This window comes from Mycobacterium sp. P4_H6 (assembly GCF_056400845.1).
This window is the reverse complement of record NZ_JBFUKN010000049.1, coordinates 1-14,821: the sequence shown is the minus strand read 5'-3', so window position 1 is coordinate 14,821 and position 14,821 is coordinate 1. Positions and strand designations below refer to the sequence as shown.

Annotated in this window: 17 protein-coding genes; 11 read left to right on the top strand and 6 right to left on the bottom strand. The window is 68.8% G+C overall.

The window, feature by feature from the left end; translation table 11 throughout:
- The first annotated feature begins 9 nt into the window (after nt 1-9).
- Genes ureG through AC1DTF_RS19790 form a run of 4 tightly spaced genes read left to right on the top strand, consistent with a single transcriptional unit; the run spans nt 10 to nt 2,602 of the window.
- Nucleotides 10-627 carry an urease accessory protein UreG gene (ureG, locus tag AC1DTF_RS19805; RefSeq protein WP_477475293.1) on the top strand — a complete coding sequence of 206 codons (618 nt, stop codon included), beginning with the start codon at nt 10-12 and terminating at the stop codon, nt 625-627.
- On the top strand, nt 624-1,427 hold the full coding sequence (locus tag AC1DTF_RS19800) for an urease accessory protein UreD (RefSeq protein ID WP_477475292.1): 804 nt from the start codon (nt 624-626) through the stop codon (nt 1,425-1,427). The genes ureG and AC1DTF_RS19800 overlap by 4 nt, the downstream gene beginning before the upstream one ends.
- Before the next feature lies 1 nt (nt 1,428).
- Complete coding sequence (locus tag AC1DTF_RS19795; RefSeq protein ID WP_477475291.1) at nt 1,429-1,923, top strand: urease accessory protein UreE; 495 nt, start codon at nt 1,429-1,431, stop codon at nt 1,921-1,923.
- Nucleotides 1,904-2,602, top strand: a complete 699-nt coding sequence (locus AC1DTF_RS19790) for an urease accessory protein UreF (RefSeq protein WP_477475290.1) — start codon at nt 1,904-1,906, stop codon at nt 2,600-2,602. Before AC1DTF_RS19795 ends, AC1DTF_RS19790 begins: the two co-directional genes overlap by 20 nt.
- A gap of 1 nt (nt 2,603) precedes the next feature.
- Here the strand turns inward: AC1DTF_RS19790 and AC1DTF_RS19785 are convergent, their stop codons facing one another.
- Nucleotides 2,604-3,317: an SDR family NAD(P)-dependent oxidoreductase gene (locus AC1DTF_RS19785; RefSeq protein WP_477475289.1), complete on the bottom strand. Its 714-nt coding sequence runs from the start codon at nt 3,315-3,317 to the stop codon at nt 2,604-2,606.
- A 105-nt stretch (nt 3,318-3,422) separates the two neighbouring features.
- Between AC1DTF_RS19785 and AC1DTF_RS19780 the strand changes: the two genes are divergently transcribed.
- A complete protein-coding gene (locus AC1DTF_RS19780; RefSeq protein ID WP_057168557.1) occupies nt 3,423-4,025 on the top strand; it encodes a TetR/AcrR family transcriptional regulator in 603 nt (200 codons plus the stop codon).
- A gap of 22 nt (nt 4,026-4,047) precedes the next feature.
- Here AC1DTF_RS19780 and AC1DTF_RS19775 read toward each other — a convergent pair whose 3' ends face one another.
- The 3 genes from AC1DTF_RS19775 to AC1DTF_RS19765 all read right to left on the bottom strand — a co-directional run bounded on the left by AC1DTF_RS19775 (nt 4,048) and on the right by AC1DTF_RS19765 (nt 7,104).
- Entirely contained in the window at nt 4,048-4,821 is a 774-nt protein-coding gene (locus AC1DTF_RS19775) for a helix-turn-helix transcriptional regulator (protein ID WP_477475288.1), read from the bottom strand.
- 19 nt (nt 4,822-4,840) lie between these two features.
- Complete coding sequence (locus AC1DTF_RS19770) at nt 4,841-5,581, bottom strand: SDR family NAD(P)-dependent oxidoreductase (RefSeq protein WP_477475287.1); 741 nt, start codon at nt 5,579-5,581, stop codon at nt 4,841-4,843.
- 74 nt (nt 5,582-5,655) lie between these two features.
- Complete coding sequence (locus AC1DTF_RS19765) at nt 5,656-7,104, bottom strand: PucR family transcriptional regulator (protein WP_477475286.1); 1,449 nt, start codon at nt 7,102-7,104, stop codon at nt 5,656-5,658.
- Between the two features lie 112 nt (nt 7,105-7,216).
- Between AC1DTF_RS19765 and AC1DTF_RS19760 the strand changes: the two genes are divergently transcribed.
- From AC1DTF_RS19760 to AC1DTF_RS19750, 3 genes are read left to right on the top strand one after another with little or no spacing between them, the layout of a single operon-like run.
- Nucleotides 7,217-8,314 carry an alcohol dehydrogenase catalytic domain-containing protein gene (locus AC1DTF_RS19760; protein ID WP_477475285.1) on the top strand — a complete coding sequence of 366 codons (1,098 nt, stop codon included), beginning with the start codon at nt 7,217-7,219 and terminating at the stop codon, nt 8,312-8,314.
- A 41-nt stretch (nt 8,315-8,355) separates the two neighbouring features.
- On the top strand, nt 8,356-9,777 hold the full coding sequence (locus tag AC1DTF_RS19755; RefSeq protein WP_477475284.1) for an APC family permease: 1,422 nt from the start codon (nt 8,356-8,358) through the stop codon (nt 9,775-9,777).
- Between the two features lie 20 nt (nt 9,778-9,797).
- The gene (locus AC1DTF_RS19750) at nt 9,798-10,649 is read left to right on the top strand and encodes an NmrA/HSCARG family protein (RefSeq protein WP_477475283.1); all 852 of its coding nucleotides are present in this window, start codon (nt 9,798-9,800) and stop codon (nt 10,647-10,649) included.
- Here AC1DTF_RS19750 and AC1DTF_RS19745 read toward each other — a convergent pair.
- Together AC1DTF_RS19745 and AC1DTF_RS19740 are read right to left on the bottom strand one after the other, a co-directional pair.
- Nucleotides 10,642-11,556 carry a zinc-binding dehydrogenase gene (locus tag AC1DTF_RS19745; protein WP_477475282.1) on the bottom strand — a complete coding sequence of 305 codons (915 nt, stop codon included), beginning with the start codon at nt 11,554-11,556 and terminating at the stop codon, nt 10,642-10,644. The genes AC1DTF_RS19750 and AC1DTF_RS19745 overlap by 8 nt on opposite strands.
- Nucleotides 11,556-11,984 (bottom strand): Rid family hydrolase, encoded by a 429-nt coding sequence (locus tag AC1DTF_RS19740; RefSeq protein ID WP_057168573.1) that lies wholly within the window; start codon nt 11,982-11,984, stop codon nt 11,556-11,558. Before AC1DTF_RS19740 ends, AC1DTF_RS19745 begins: the two co-directional genes overlap by 1 nt.
- Before the next feature lie 45 nt (nt 11,985-12,029).
- Between AC1DTF_RS19740 and AC1DTF_RS19735 the strand changes: the two genes are divergently transcribed.
- From AC1DTF_RS19735 to AC1DTF_RS19725, 3 genes are all read left to right on the top strand, one after another.
- Entirely contained in the window at nt 12,030-12,509 is a 480-nt protein-coding gene (locus AC1DTF_RS19735; protein WP_057168575.1) for a MarR family winged helix-turn-helix transcriptional regulator, read from the top strand.
- A gap of 10 nt (nt 12,510-12,519) precedes the next feature.
- Complete coding sequence (locus AC1DTF_RS19730; RefSeq protein WP_477475281.1) at nt 12,520-13,680, top strand: pyridoxal phosphate-dependent aminotransferase; 1,161 nt, start codon at nt 12,520-12,522, stop codon at nt 13,678-13,680.
- Between the two features lie 17 nt (nt 13,681-13,697).
- A partial coding sequence (locus AC1DTF_RS19725) for a DUF6986 family protein (RefSeq protein WP_477475280.1) occupies nt 13,698-14,821 on the top strand: 1,124 nt, incomplete at its 3' end.

Below are 14,821 nucleotides of genomic sequence, written 5' to 3'. Positions count from 1 at the left end.
GAGATCACCATGTCTGAGGTACTCCGGGTCGGCATCGGCGGACCCGTCGGGTCGGGAAAGACCCGGCTGGTGGAGATGCTGGTACCCCAGCTCATCGGCAAGGGCCTCGGCGTCGCCGTCATCACCAACGACCTGGTCACCGACGAGGATGCCCAGCGGGTCCGCCGCAGCGGCGTCATCGACCCGAACCGGGTACTCGCCGTCGAGACCGGGGCCTGCCCGCACACCGCCATCCGCGAGGACCCGTCCGCCAACCTGGCCGCGGCACGGCGGCTGTGCGCCGAGTTCGACGACCTCGACATCATCCTCATCGAGTCCGGCGGCGACAATCTCGCCGCCACGTTCACCTCCGACCTGGTGGACTACTGGATCTTCGTCATCGACACCGCGGGCGGTGACGACATCCCCCGCAAGAAGGGCATCGGCCTGTTGCAGGCGGATCTGTTGGTGGTCAACAAGATCGACCTGGCCGACCTGGTGGGTGCCGATCTGGACGGCATGCGCCGCGACTGCGCCATCGCCCGCCCGGTGAAACCCACGGTGTTCACCGACCTGCGCACCGGTACCGGCCTGGACGCGCTGACCGACGAACTGTTGCGCGGTGTGATGCTCACGGCCAGAGCATGATCGCGCCCGGAGAATTGACCGTGCACACCCTGGCCGATGCCACCGGCACCACCCGGATCGCGCAGTTGCGGCAACGCTATCCGCAACGGGTGACCACCGCGCTGCACACCGACGCCGATTACCCGCGCGCGGCGGTGCTGTGCGTGCAGAGCCCCAGCGGTGGCACGTTCTCCGATGACGATCTGCAGACCACCGTCCATTCCGCGGGCGGCACCCATCTCTACATGACCAGCCAGGCGGCCACCCAGGTGTTCGCCGGGACAGGACCGGGCGCCCGGCACCGATTGCGTTTCGCCGTCGACTCCGGTGCCGTGCTGGAGTACCTTCCCAAAACGATCATTCCGCAATCGGATTCGACGTTCACCCAAAGCATCGAACTCGACGTCGACGAGGGCGGAACCTATATCGGCTGGGACGCCATCGCCGGGGGACGGATCGCGCACGGTGAACGCTTCCGGTACGCAGGCGTCGACAACTCCTTCACCGTGCGGGTGCAGGGCCGCGTCATCGCGCGGGACCGCCAGCTGATCACCGCGCAAGCCGGTCTGGACAGCGACTATCTGGCCACCCTGCTCATCGTCACCCCCGGTCGATCGCCCGCACCCGCACTGTCCACGGTCCGCGCCACCCTCGGTCGTTTTCCGGGCGTACTCGGCGGGGCAGGCGAACTTCCGCACCGGGCCGGTGTTTTCGCGCGGCTGACGGCCCGCCGCGCACCCGAACTGAACCAGGTGTGTCGCGCGCTGCACGCCGCGGCCCGCCACAGCGTGTTGTCCCCGCCGATCGCAAGGAGCGCCTGACGTGATAGCCGATGCCGTTCTCGGAACCGCCGATGACCCGGCCTTCGCCGGGCGCCGCCGCCACCATGTCGACATCGGCTGGGGCGATGCCGGCAAGCACCGCCAGCTCGTGACCACCGACACCGGACTCGAGGTGCGGATCATGTTGCCGCGCGGCGCCTTCCTGCGCCACGGCATGGTGATCGCCGACGACGGCTACGATGCCGTGGTGGTGCGGCGCCCGCACGAACCGGCCATCCGGGTCCGCTTCGCCGACAACACCGCCCGCGCCATGCTGCTGCTGGGCCACACGCTGGGCAATCAGCACGCACCCATCGACGTCGACCATGACACGCTGACCGTGCCGCTGTTCACCAGCGCGGCCGCCGCCCGGGAAATGCTCGCCGGGCTCGGCGTGATCGGTGAGGTCACCGAGATCGCGATGGCCGCCGACGGGTGGTCGGCGACGTCATCCGATCACCGCGCGGCCAATCACCATGCCGGCCATCACCACTGACCCGGCCACCGCGATCGCACTGTGGGTGCAGTTGCACGACAGCGCGTTTCCGGCCGGGCGGATGGTGCACAGCCACGGCCTGGAAGAGTGGCTGGCTCAGCGGCCGGACGCCGACGCGGAAGCGATCGAGACGGCGGTGTGTAATTACCTCCTCCACGGGTACGCGACGCTGGATGCCACCGTCACCGCCGCAGCGTGGCGGGATTGGCAGTCGGCGCAACACCTGGGCGAGCTCGACGAGCTGATGGCGTCCTACAAGTTGTTCGACAATGCCCGCACGGCGTCGGTGTCGGCGGGCAGGCAGCTGAGTGCCACCGCCTGCGAAATCGGCATCGCGGCGCAGCACCCGTACCTGCGAGCCGTGCTGGCCGGCAGCACCCCCGGTCATGCCGCCGTCGTCGACGGCGTGGTGCAGGCCTATCTGGGTGTCAGCGAACAGCTCGCGGTCCTCGGATCACTGCGGTCGCTGATGGCCTCGATGCTCAGCGCCGCGGTACGGCTGGGCCGGCTCGGCCCGCTGCAGAGCCAGCGTATCCAGTTGCGTACTGCCGCAACGATGACGCGGGCGGCGGCATCGGCGTGCGAGCGCCCGTTGTCGGAGCTGAGCAGCCTGTCCCCCACCCTCGAGATCAGCGGGATGTGTCACGAAGAGCGTACGTCGCGGCTGTTCGCCACCTGAATCACCACGCGAGAGCGCGGGGCGGACCGCTCAGTGACTCCTTGGCGGCGACGGCGAGCTGGTCCAGGATCTCGATGTCCCCGGCTTCCAGGCCGTCGAGAGCCAGCCGGACCAGATCGGCAGGATCGGTCACCACCTCACCGGGCAGGTCCACGCCGGTTTTCTCGGCGTAGTCGAGCAGGGTCTGGGTGCCCACCAGTCCGGGGACGAGTGCGGCGACCAGGGTGCCCTGCCCGGCGAGCTCGACACGCACTCCGTTCGTCAGGCCCCACTGCGCCGACTTGGCTGCGGCGTATGCGGTGTTGCCGTCCACGGTGTTCCACGCGACGACGGACAACACGTTGAGGATCGCACCTCCGCCATTGCGCGCAAGGATGGGCGCAAAGGCCCGGATCATCGCGAGGGTGCCGTAGTAGTTCGAATCCATCGTCGATCGGATGGCGGTCAGATCTCCGGTGACGAGATTGCCACCGGCCGTGTCGGCGGCATTGTTGATCAGGACGTCGACATCCTGGGCCAGTGCGGCGGCCGCCTCCACGGACGACTGATCGGTGATGTCGAGGTGCAGCACGTCGGCACCCGGGATGTCGACCAGTTCGGGCCGCCGCGCGGTGGCGTAGACCTTGGCCCCCCGACGCAGAAGTTCGATGGCGAAATGCCGACCGATTCCCCGGTTCGTGCCCGTGACCAGGACCGTGGCGCCGCGTAACTGCATATGTCCTCCGAGAGTTTGACCGAAGCTCAAGGTGACCGATCGGTCACCTTGGTGCCGTCACCGTAACGCCAAGGTGACCGATCGGTCAACTTGATACGCTGAGGTGTGTCCACGCCAGATCGCACGCTCCGTGCGGATGCGGCTCGCAACCGCGAGTCGCTTTTGGCTGCCGCGGAAGCCGAGTTCGCCGATCGGGGACCGTCCGCCTCGATCGCCGACATCGCCCGTCGGGCGGGTGTCGCCAAGGGCACCGTTTTTCGGCATTTCGCCTCGAAGGAGGACCTGATCGCGGCGATCGTGTCGGGTCATCTCACGACCCTCACGACGGTCGCCCACCAGCTGGAGAGCGCACCGGATCCGGGTGCAGCGCTACTGGAATTCCTGACGGTGGCCGCCGATCAACGCCAACAGCACGACCTGACATTCCTGCAGTCCGTCAGCGATCACCACCCGACGGTGACCGCGCTCCGAGACGAGTTGCACACCCGGCTCGGCACGCTCGTTCACCGCGCCCGCGCTGCCGGTGCCATCCGTGATGACATCACCGAAACCGACGTCTTCCTGATGATGTGTGCGCCGGTCCATATCGTCGAAAACCTCTCGACGCCAAAGCCTTTACTGTGGCAGCGGTACCTCGCCATCATCTTCGACGGGCTGCGCCCGCAGGGTGCGCATCCGCTCCCGCAACCGGCACCGCAGCTGTCCTGACGTCGTTGACGTAGGGGCAGCTTCAACCGGTCGAGACGACCRCGAACAGCACGATCGTCTGATCCCGGTGCGGGTCCATCAGGGCGTCGCAGGACAGCGTCAGACGGCCGCGCTCGGGATGGTCGAGCCGTTTGATCATGTGGGTGGTGTTCACCACCGTGGCGTCGGACCAGAGTCCGGCGAACTCCGGGCTGCCGGCCAGCAGATCGGCGATCAACTGCTGCGTACCCGCGTCCCGGGGGTAGCGGGCCGCCGTGGCGCGCAGCTGGCCCGCCACCATCCGGGAGAACTCCTGCGCCTCGCTCATGCCGTAATGCCCCTGCTCGGACAGGAAATGGCGGCGTGCGATGTTGCGCTCGGCCTGCGCCAGCGCGCCGAAATCCTCCATCAACTCCGCAGCAGCGGCATTCCAGGCCAGGATGTCGAAACGCGCGCTGAGCACCAGAGCCGCGGTGCTCCCGAGGCCCTGCACCATCGTCGCGACGCTCGGACTGACCTCCGTGCTGGGTTCGCTCCCCGCGGGGACGTTGCGGCCGGCGAGCTGGAACAGATGCCGCCGCTCATCGTCATCGAGGCGCAGCGCATCGGCCAGCGCACCGAGTACCTGCTCGGACGGGCCGCTGCCCCGGGCACGCTCCAGGTTGGTGTAGTGCTCCACCGAGATGTGCGCCAGCTCCGCCACTTCGGAGCGCCGCAGCCCGCTGGTGCGCCGCCCGTTCGCCGCGAACCCGAAGGCGCCGGGGTCGCGGCTTTCCCGAACCGCCCGCAGGAACTCCCCGGCCACCTGTCCATCCATACCTCGATACTGGCACGCCTCACCAGGCGACGAGCTCCCCCTGATCGCTGAGGAACTGACCGGTGCGGAATTCAGCGGACAGCGCAACGCCGACGATGCCGGCCGCGCCCACCGCAGGATCACCGGCGCCCTCCATCGGCTGGCCGTTGTTCAGGCCGGTCGCCCGGTAGCCCGGGCTCACCGATACCACCGAGATGCCCTCGTGCGCCAGTTCTTTGGCGTACAGGACGGTCAGCATGTCCACAGCGCTCTTGGACGCCTGATAGGCGGCTGCGGCCACATCGCTGTGCGGCCATTCGGGATCGTTGACCAGTCGGGTCGATCCGAGCTCACTGGACACGTTCAGGATCCGCGGCCGCGACGAGGCCCGCAGCAGCGGCAGTAGGGCATTCGTGGTGGCGGCGATACCCGCCACATTGGTGTCGAAGGTCTGCAACAGGGAGGCGCGGCTCACCTGGGACGCCGGCAACCCGTCACCCACGATCGCCGCATTGTTGATCAGAATGTCGAGGCGCCCATAGGTGTCGGTGATGTGGCCGACGGCGGCGGTGATGGTCTCGTCGTCGGTGACATCGAGGGTGAGGACGTCAACGTCGAGACCTTCGGCCGCCAGCTGCTGCGCGGCCGCTTTGCCGCGTTCGGGATCACGCGATGCCAGCAGTACGCGCGCGCCGGTGCGGGCGAGTTGCTGAGTCAGATGGAAGCCGATGCCGGTGTTCGCACCGGTCACCAAGGCGATGGGGTCATCAGTGTTGGTCATGTACTCATTCCAGCTCGGTGGGCACAGATCAGGGAGTCACACGATGTACCCCCTCGCGCGGGAATAAGAGCGCCTCAGCCCAGCGCCGGGCTCTTCAGGGCGCGGATGGCCAGCCAGGCGGCGGCCCGGTCGTCCGGGCTGGCCATCGACAATCCGGTGAGCTCCTCGATGCGGCGGATCCGCGCCGCCAGCGTCTGCCGATGCACCTGCAGTCGGGTCGCCGAGGAACCCCACGCCCCGTGCTCTGCCAGGTAGACCTCCAGCGTGCGGGTCAGCGCCCCGTGCCGGCCGCCGTCGTCGCGTAACGGATCCAGCACCGCAGCCACCCGGGTCATCGCGCTGTGGTCCAGGTGGTCCAGCACGTAGGAGACGGTGGCCAAGGTGCGGTACCAGACGACCGGCCGGGAGTCGACGACGGCGGTCTCCAGTGCCTGCCGGGCTTCGGCGGCGCTGCGGGCCAACACCTGTGGCGTCGCGGCCGACCCCAGCCCCATCCTCAGCGGCAGGCTCGCGTCGGCCGTCAGCCGCTCCACCAGGGCGGCTAGTTCCTGCGCACGGTCGGCGCCGATGAACCCGAGCACCCGCCCGCGCTCGGCCGACACCATGTGCACCGCACCGAGTTCGTCGAGCCAGCGGATGGACTGCCGTTCCGGATCGATCGCCGTCGATCTCGACGCCACCGCGAACGCCGTCAACGACTGATCGTGAACTCCCCAGCGGCGCAGCAGAGTTGACGCCTCGTCGCCACCACGCAGCAATGTGGACATCATCACCTCGCGGCCCAGCCGCTCGGTCGCCGGATGGTCGGTGGTGTGCAGCAGCAGATCGAGCAGGGCGGCCACCTGAGATGCCAGATCCCGGCTGCGGCTGGTGGAACCGCGGGCACCGATGACCAGATAGGCGCTGACGTCCTCGCCCTGACCGACCGGATGCACCTGCAGCCCGGGATGACGGATCCGTACCCGGCGCCCGAAGGCGACCGAGCCCGCGTCACGCACATGCAGGCTGCCGGCGCCTGCGGTGGTGATCACCTCGCCGTGCGCATCGAGAAGCACCGCCCATCCGTCGATCCGGTGCGCCAGCTCGGCCACCACCGCGACCACCCCGCCGCGCCGGGCTACCTGGGTGAGCACCTTGGTCCCGGTGGTGACCCGCCGGTCCTCGGCGGCCTGGTCGGCCGCGATGAGGGCCGTCAGCCGCGCGCGCACCAGGTCGGCGGCCAGCTCGGGCACCACCATGGCGGTGATCTCCCTGTCGACAAGGAGTGTGCGGAGTGTGTCGGCCGCGGCGCCGCCGGCGATGATCGCGACGGATCCGGCGAGTGGCGTCCGCGCGTCGCCGGACTCCAGTGCTGCCGCCCAGTCCGTCGGGGCGGCCACCACCAGCGTGGCGTAACCGGGCGAGCTCGCCAGCGCCAGGTCGGCCAGGGCCACGCTGCCCTCCACCGGCGTCGCGCCGTCGACGGCACCGGTGATCAGCTCGGCACCGAAATGCTCGGCGATCGCCCGCACGTCATAGGCCACGACCGAGTGTACAAAATGATGGATCAGGCTCCTCCGATCACACTTTTTGCGGCTGTCGCCGGCGCTGCGTGCTCCCTACGATTCGGTGGATTCCCGCTTGTAAAGGAGCACCGTGAAAGCGATCGTCTTCCGAGATCCCGCCACGCCCATCGAGTACGTGGACGTCGACCTGGCCGGCCCCAAACCGGGCGWGGTGCGGGTGCGGATCGCCGCCGCCGGGGTGTGCCACTCGGATCTGCACGTCAAACGCGGCGAGTGGGACGCACCCGCGCCCCTGGTCATGGGGCACGAGGGGTCCGGCGTGGTGACCGAACTCGGTGAGGGCGTCACCACGCTCGCGGTCGGTGACCATGTGGTGCTCTCCTGGGTACCGCCGTGCGGCGAGTGCCGCTACTGCCGGTCCGGCCACGAGGCGCGCTGCCAGAAGGTCGCCACCGTGGTCGCACCGCTGGGCACCCTTTTCGACGGCACCTCGCGCCTGTCGCGCAACGGCGAGGTGGTGCACCACTATCTCGGGGTGTCCTCCTTCGCCGAGGAGGTCGTCGTCCCGGCGTCCGGCGCGGTGAAGGTGCGCGAGGATGCGCCGCTGGACGTCATCGCGCTGGTCGGGTGCGCCGTGGCGACCGGGGTCGGCGCGGTGCTCAACACCGCCGCGGTCGAGCCGGGTGCCTCCGTTGCGGTGATCGGCTGCGGCGGCGTCGGTCTCAACGTCATCCAGGGCGCGAAGCTGGCCGGCGCCAGCCGGATCATCGCCATCGACGTCCGCGACGACAAGACCAAGATGGCCGTGCAGTTCGGCGCCACCGACCGCATCAATGCCTCTGCCGGCGATGCCGAGGAGCAGTTGCGGGAGTTGATCCCCGACGGCGTCGACTACGCCTTCGACGCATTCGGCCACACCGGCACCACCGAGCAGGCCATCCGGATGCTCGGACTGGGTGGGGCGGCCGTCGTGGTCGGCCTGCCGCCCACCGGGGCCAAGGCGTCGTTCGAACCRCTGGTGCTGGCCGAAGCCGATCAGCGCATCCTCGGCTCGAACTACGGATCGGTGCGTCCCTCCATCGACATCCCCGCGCTCGTCGACCGCTACATGGACGGCCAGCTCAAACTCGACGCGCTGGTCTGGGCCAGCCGACCGTTGGAGGAGGCGGCGGCAGCGTTCGACGACCTGGAGTCCGGCGAAGCGCTACGTACCCTGCTCATCCCCTGAAACCTCTCGCCGATAACGACTTTCGAACCTCAAGGAGCCGAATGGCCACCGAAACCCCTCCCGTCGACGCCGGCCTGCGCCACGGTGTGATGTCGGGTCCCGAACTGGCCGCGCAGGCCATCGCGAACATCGCGCCCAGTGCCGTCATCGCCTTCACGGCGGCGGCCATCTACCTGAGCGCGGGCACCGGCACCATCGTGTCGTTCGCGCTGGCGACCGTGGTCATCCTGTCGGTCGGGTACTGCGTGGTGGTGTTCGCCCGCCGCAATGCGTCGGCCGGCTCGCTCTACACCTATGTGTCCAAGGGCCTCGGGCCGTTCGGGGCCTACCTGGCGGGGGTGGCACTGTTGGTGGGCTGCTGGGGCATCGCCGCCGGCTCGCTCGGCGGGGCGATCTCCTACACCAGCGATTTCCTGATCTCCCTGGGGATTCCGGCAGGCGGCGTCGGGTCGAMGATCGTGCTCGCGATCGTCTTGGGCGGTCTCGCAACGCTGTTCACCATCCGTGGCATCCGGCTCTCGGCGCGGGTATCGCTGACCCTGGAGTTGGTCTCGGTCACCATCATCACGGTCCTGCTGGTGCTGGCCCTGGTGTGGGCGGGACCGGCGGCCTGGGATCCGTCCCAGTTCTCGTTCAGCAACATCCCCGGACAGGGTGTGGCCGCGGGCATGGTGCTCGGCATCCTCGGTTTCGTCGGGTTCTCCTCGGCGGATGCGCTGGGCCGGGAGGCACGCAACCCGTACACCGCCATCCCGCGCGCCATCATGTGGAGCGCGCTGGTGGTGGGTGTGCTGTACGTGTTCGCCGCCTACACCCAGATCGCGGTGCTCCAGGAAGGGCTGGCCGACAGCGCCAATCCGTTGCAGGACATCGCGATTCTGATCGGCATGCCCTCGTGGTTCAATCCGATCCTGCTGTTCGGAGTCGGCGCCTCGTTCTTCGCGGTGGTGGTCGCCCCGCTGAACGTCGTCGGCCGCATCGTCTACGTGATGGGCAAGGAGGGCGTGGTCGCCGACAGGTTCGGCCGCACCCACGAAGGCCACCTGACGCCGCACCGGGTGCTGCTGATCGCCGGGCCGGCAGCCATCGTCCTGGACGTCGTCCTGCTGGCCGTCGGTGTGCATCCGATGGACATCGTGGTGTGGGTCGATACCTACGCCACCTACGGATACATGGTCGCCTACTCGCTGGTCGCCGCCGCCTGTGTGGTCTACACCCGGCGCACCGGCCAGCCGAACCGGCTGGTGTGGGTCACCGCCGTCATCGCGATCCTGGCGATGGCCTACACCTTCTTCGCCAACGTGTACCCGGTGCCCAGCTTCCCGCTGAACATCCTGCCGTACCTGTTCCTGGCGACGGTCGCCGTGGCATTGGCCTGGTATTACCACCTGGTGCGCAACCGTCCCGAGGTCATCGCCAGGATCGGCCAGACCGAGACGGACACCCTGGAAGGCGTGGGATAAGCGGCCATTAGGCTGCAGTGATGACAGGACATTTCGTAGTGCTGGGCGCCACCGGCGCGCAGGGCGGTGCCGTGGTGAGGGCGCTGCTGGACAGCGGGTCGACGGTACGGGGGATCACCCGTCGCACCGACTCCGCCTCGGCCCGACGTCTCAGCGCAGCCGGTGTCGAGGTCGTCGCCGCGGATCTGTCCGATGAGACCTCGGTGGCACAGGCCTTCACCGGGGTCGACGGCGCCTACGCGTTGACCACGCCGTTCGAGGACGGTCCCGAGGCCGAGGTCGCCCAGGGCCGGACCATCCTGGACGCCGCGCTGGCGGCGCAGGTGCCGCACCTGGTGTTTTCCTCGGTCGCCGATGCCGACCAGCACACCGGCATACCGCATTTCGACAGCAAGGCTGAAGTGGAGGAGTCGCTCGCCCGGTCCGGGCTGTCGTACACCATCGTCGGGCCCTCGTACTTCTACGACAACATGCTCGGCGGCCTCGACGACATCAAGGCCGGGGTGTTCGCGTTGCCACTGCCCGCCGACACGACGCTGCAACAGTTGTCCCGTCGCGATCTCGGGCGGTTCGTCGCGGCGGTGCTGACCGATCCGGATCCGGTCCGCGGCATGCGTATCGACATCGCCTCCGACGAACCGACTCCGCAGCAGATGACCGCGGCGATCGCGGCGGCACTGGGCAAGCCGGTGCGGCTGGCCACCAGCGACCCGGACGATATCGGCTCCGACGACATGCGGGCCATGTTCGGATTCCTGGCCGCCGGCGGCTACACCGTGGACATCCCGGCACTGCACGCGCAGTACCCGCAGGTCGGGTGGCAGAGCTTCACCGACTGGATCGACACCGATCTGCGCCCGCTGCTCAGCTGACCGTGAGCGCCGCCTTGCCGGCCACCCGGCGGCCCAGCAGGGCATYGATCGCCGCGTCGAGGTTGTCCCAGGAATCGCGGTAGCCGACCTGGGCGTCCAACTGTCCGCGGCCGGAGAGGTCCAGGACGTACTGAAGCTCCTCGCCCACCGGCCAGCTCGCCATGAACGACTCGATCCTGTTGTTCTTGTGCGCCATTCGCGCCGCCTCGAAGTCGATCACCGTCGGCTGACCGGATGCCGCACCCACGGAGATCACCGTGCCGCCGTCTTCGAGCAGACCGTACGCGTCGGCCAGCATGGCGCCGCCGACGTGTTCGAGCACGCCGTGCACCGGGGCGACCCCGTCCAGGCCGACCACGATCTCGTCGGCCCCGAGTTCGTGTAGGCCCGCACCGCGCTCGGGGCTGCCGACCGCGGCGATCACGTGTGCGCCCGCCCGGGCGGCCAACTGGACGGCCAGCCGGCCGACACCGCCCGATGCGCCGGTGACCAGCACCCGTTTGCCGAGCACGGGTCCGAGCCGGCGGATGGTCTGCACGGCGGTCACCCCGGCGACCGGCAACGCGGCCGCCGTCTCGAAGTCGACCGAATCAGGAATCACCGCAACGTTTTCCGCTGCCAGCACCCGTCGCTGCGCCCAGCCCTGCGACCAGGCGGCACCGGCCACCCTGGCGCCCACCGGCGGGCCCGATCCGTCCGCGGCGGCGGTGACCACGACGCCGGCACTGTCCCAGCCGGGGATGTCGCCGGGGTGTTCGGCGTTGTCGCCGTAGTACACCTCACCGAAGTTCAGCGAGATGGCCTTGACGGCGATGAGCAATTCGTTCGGCGCCGTGGGCACCGGGTCGGGGGCGTCGGCGATCGCGAACTTGCGCGGAGCGTCGGGGTCGAAGACGATGGCGCGCATCAGTTTTCGATCACCGCGGTGACGCGGATCTCGATGCGCATCCGGGGCGCGCCCAGCGCGGTGACGCCGATCTCGGTCCAGATGGGCGGCCGGTCCGGCGTCCACTTACGCAGTTGCGCGAACATGACCTCGTTGTGGGCGTCGAAGTTCTCGTCCGGCTCGTGCAGTACGTGGTAGGAGTTCACCTGCACCACATCGCGCCAGGATGCGCCCGCTGCGACCAGCGTGCGTTCCACGTTTTCGAAGGCCCGGATGATCTCGTCCTCGAGTGACTCCGGGAAGTTCAGGTCGTCGTCCCAGCCGCCCTGGCCGGAGATCTCGACGCGGTCGCCGATCCGCACGGCCTGGTGGTAGTGGCGCTCGACCAGGGCCGTCTCGCCGTAACCGGGCGTGGTGAAGAACTCGATGTCTCGTTTTACTTCATGCATGAAGTAAAACGTACACCTGATGACTTCATGCGTAAAGTCATGGGGATGGCGAGCGGCGATGACCCCCAATGGCTGTCCGAGGACGAGAAGCAGGCGTGGACCGGTCTGATCTCGCTGATCCTGCTCATGCCGGGGAAGCTCGAGGCACCGCTGCGGGAGGTCGACCTGACCCTCTTCGAATACCTGACGCTGAGTCACATCTCCGACGCCCCGGATCGGCGAATCAGGATGAGCGAGTTGGCGTTCCTGGCCAACGGATCGCTGTCCCGACTGTCCAATGTGGTGAAGCGCTTCGAGCAGCGCGGCTGGGTGACCCGCTTCCCCGACCCCGACGACGGCCGCTACACGCTGGCCGAACTCACCGACGACGGCTACCGGCTGGTGATCGCGGCCGCGCCGATCCATGTGCGGGCGGTCCGCGAACTGGTCATCGACCCACTCACCAGCGCCGACCTGGCGGCCCTGACCCGGATCGCCGGCAAGCTGCGGGTGGTGCCGCCCGGGTTCAAGTCCCAGCACGGATAGGGTCGACGCCATGACCGTGCGCAGACTCCAGCCGTACGCGGTGACGATCTTCGCCGAGATGTCGGCACTGGCTGCCCGCATCGGTGCGGTGAACCTCGGCCAAGGCTTCCCCGACGAGGACGGGCCCGCGGGCATGCTGAAGATCGCCCAGGACGCGATCGCCGAGGGCACCAACCAGTACCCACCCGGCCTGGGCATCCCGGCACTGCGCGAGGCCATCGCCGATCAGCGCCGGCGGCTCTACGGGGTCAGCTACGACCCCGACTCGGAGATCCTGGTCACCGTCGGGGCGACCGAGGCCATCGCCGCGTCGGTCATCGGGCTGGTCGAACCAGGCTCCGAGGTCCTGGTGATCGAGCCGTTCTACGACTCCTACTCCCCGGTGATCGCGATGGCCGGCTGTCATCGGGTCGCGGTGCCGATGGTGGCCGACGGCCGCGGGTTCGCCATCGACGTCGAGGCGCTGCGCGCTGCGGTGACGCCCAACACCCGGGCGCTCATCCTCAACTCGCCGCATAATCCGACCGGCACCGTCGCCTCCGCCGAGGAGCTTGCTGCGATCGCCGAGCTCGCGATCGCGCACGACCTACTGGTGATCACCGACGAGGTGTACGAGAACCTGGTCTTCGACGGCCTGCGGCACCTGCCGCTTGCGGCGCTGCCCGGGATGGCGGAGCGCACCGTCACCATCTCCAGTGCGGCCAAGATGTTCAACGTCACCGGCTGGAAGATCGGCTGGGCGTGCGGGCCCGCCGACCTCATCGCGGGCGTGCGGGCGGCCAAGCAGTACCTGAGCTATGTGGGTGGCGCCCCGTTCCAGCCCGCCGTCGCCCAGGCCCTCAACGACGAGGACGGCTGGTCGCTGGCGCTGCGCGATACCTTCGAGGCCCGGCGTAACCGGCTGGCCGCCGCGCTGACCGATATCGGATTCGCCGTGCACGACAGCCACGGCACCTATTTCCTGTGCGCGGACCCACGGCCGCTCGGATACGCCGACTCCACCACATTCTGCGCCGAACTCCCCGAGCGCGCCGGGGTGGCGGCGATCCCCATGTCGGCGTTCACCAGCGGCGATCATGGCTGGAATCACCTGGTGCGCTTTGCTTTCTGTAAACGCGACGAGACGATGGACGAGGCGATCCGCCGCCTGGAGGTGCTCAAGTCACGCTGACACGGCAGGATGGACCGATGCCCGCTGTGCGCCGAGTCCCCGAGGACACGCTCACACGCGTCGACGCCCTGCTCGAGGGTGTCGATGCGGCGCTGGCGGCCAGGTACCCGGGGGATCGCCCTGGCAGCCAGCCCGTGCACACCGTGTACATCAGCGCCGCCGACGCGGGCCCGGCCACCGTCATCGAATGGGGCGCGCACGCGCTGGAACTGCTGGACCGCCACCCCGAGGTGTTCGCCGAGCTCGGTGACGAAACCACGTTGGCGATGGTCAGGGACCGGCTGCGCACCGCACCCATCGCGGATCTGCGGCTGGATTTCGAGGACGGTTACGGGCGGCGGGCCGACGAGGCCGAGGACGCCGACGCGGTGCAGGCCGGGGACACCCTGCGTGCGCTGGCACTGGGCAGTTCAGGCATCCGGATCAAGGGGTTGACCGCAGCGGACCGCCGACGTTCGGTGCGCACCCTGGAACTGGTGCTCGATGGCGGCGTACCGCCCGGTTTCGTGTTCACCGTGCCGAAACTGCGTGCGGCCGAACAGGTCACCGCCACCGTCTGGCTGTGCGAGGCCCTCGAGCAGGCACATGACCTGGCGCCCGGCACGCTGCAATTCGAACTGCAGATCGAGAGCCCGCAGGCCGTCATCGGTGCGGATGGCGCCGCGACGGTGGCCCGTGCCATCGACCTGGCCGACGGCCGGTGCAGCGGATTGCATTACGGCACTTACGACTACAGCGCGGCGTGCGGTATCGCGCCGCAGCAGCAGTCCCTGGATCATCCCATCGCCGACCACGCCAAGGCCGTCATGCAGACCGCCGCCGCGCAGACCGGGGTGTGGATCGCCGACGGCTCCACCCAGGTGTTCCCTGTCGGTGACGACGACCAGGTGGTGGCCGCGATCCGCAGGCATCACCGGCTGGTGACCCGGGCCCTGGAACGCGGCTACTACCAGGGCTGGGATATGCACGCCGGCTATCTGGTGACCCGATGGCTGGCCACCTTCACCTTCTTCCGCGCGGCCGTCGTTGCGGCGGCACCCCGACTGCAGGCCTACCTGGAGCGACGGGGCGGCGCGATCGTCGACGAGCCTGCCACCGCGGAGGCACAGTCGACGGTCGTGCTGCGCGGATTGGACTGTGG

Bases quoted from the DNA above. Each gene is read 5' to 3' on its own strand.
- AC1DTF_RS19790 (WP_477475290.1), top strand. From the start codon at position 1,904: ATGCCGGCCATCACCACTGACCCGGCCACCGCGATCGCACTGTGGGTG.
- AC1DTF_RS19785 (WP_477475289.1), bottom strand. From the start codon at position 3,317: ATGCAGTTACGCGGCGCCACGGTCCTGGTCACGGGCACGAACCGGGGA.
- AC1DTF_RS19800 (WP_477475292.1), top strand. From the start codon at position 624: ATGATCGCGCCCGGAGAATTGACCGTGCACACCCTGGCCGATGCCACC.
- AC1DTF_RS19730 (WP_477475281.1), top strand. From the start codon at position 12,520: ATGACCGTGCGCAGACTCCAGCCGTACGCGGTGACGATCTTCGCCGAG.
- ureG (WP_477475293.1), top strand. From the start codon at position 10: ATGTCTGAGGTACTCCGGGTCGGCATCGGCGGACCCGTCGGGTCGGGA.
- AC1DTF_RS19735 (WP_057168575.1), top strand. From the start codon at position 12,030: ATGGCGAGCGGCGATGACCCCCAATGGCTGTCCGAGGACGAGAAGCAG.
- AC1DTF_RS19750 (WP_477475283.1), top strand. From the start codon at position 9,798: ATGACAGGACATTTCGTAGTGCTGGGCGCCACCGGCGCGCAGGGCGGT.
- AC1DTF_RS19740 (WP_057168573.1), bottom strand. From the start codon at position 11,984: ATGCATGAAGTAAAACGAGACATCGAGTTCTTCACCACGCCCGGTTAC.
- AC1DTF_RS19770 (WP_477475287.1), bottom strand. From the start codon at position 5,581: ATGACCAACACTGATGACCCCATCGCCTTGGTGACCGGTGCGAACACC.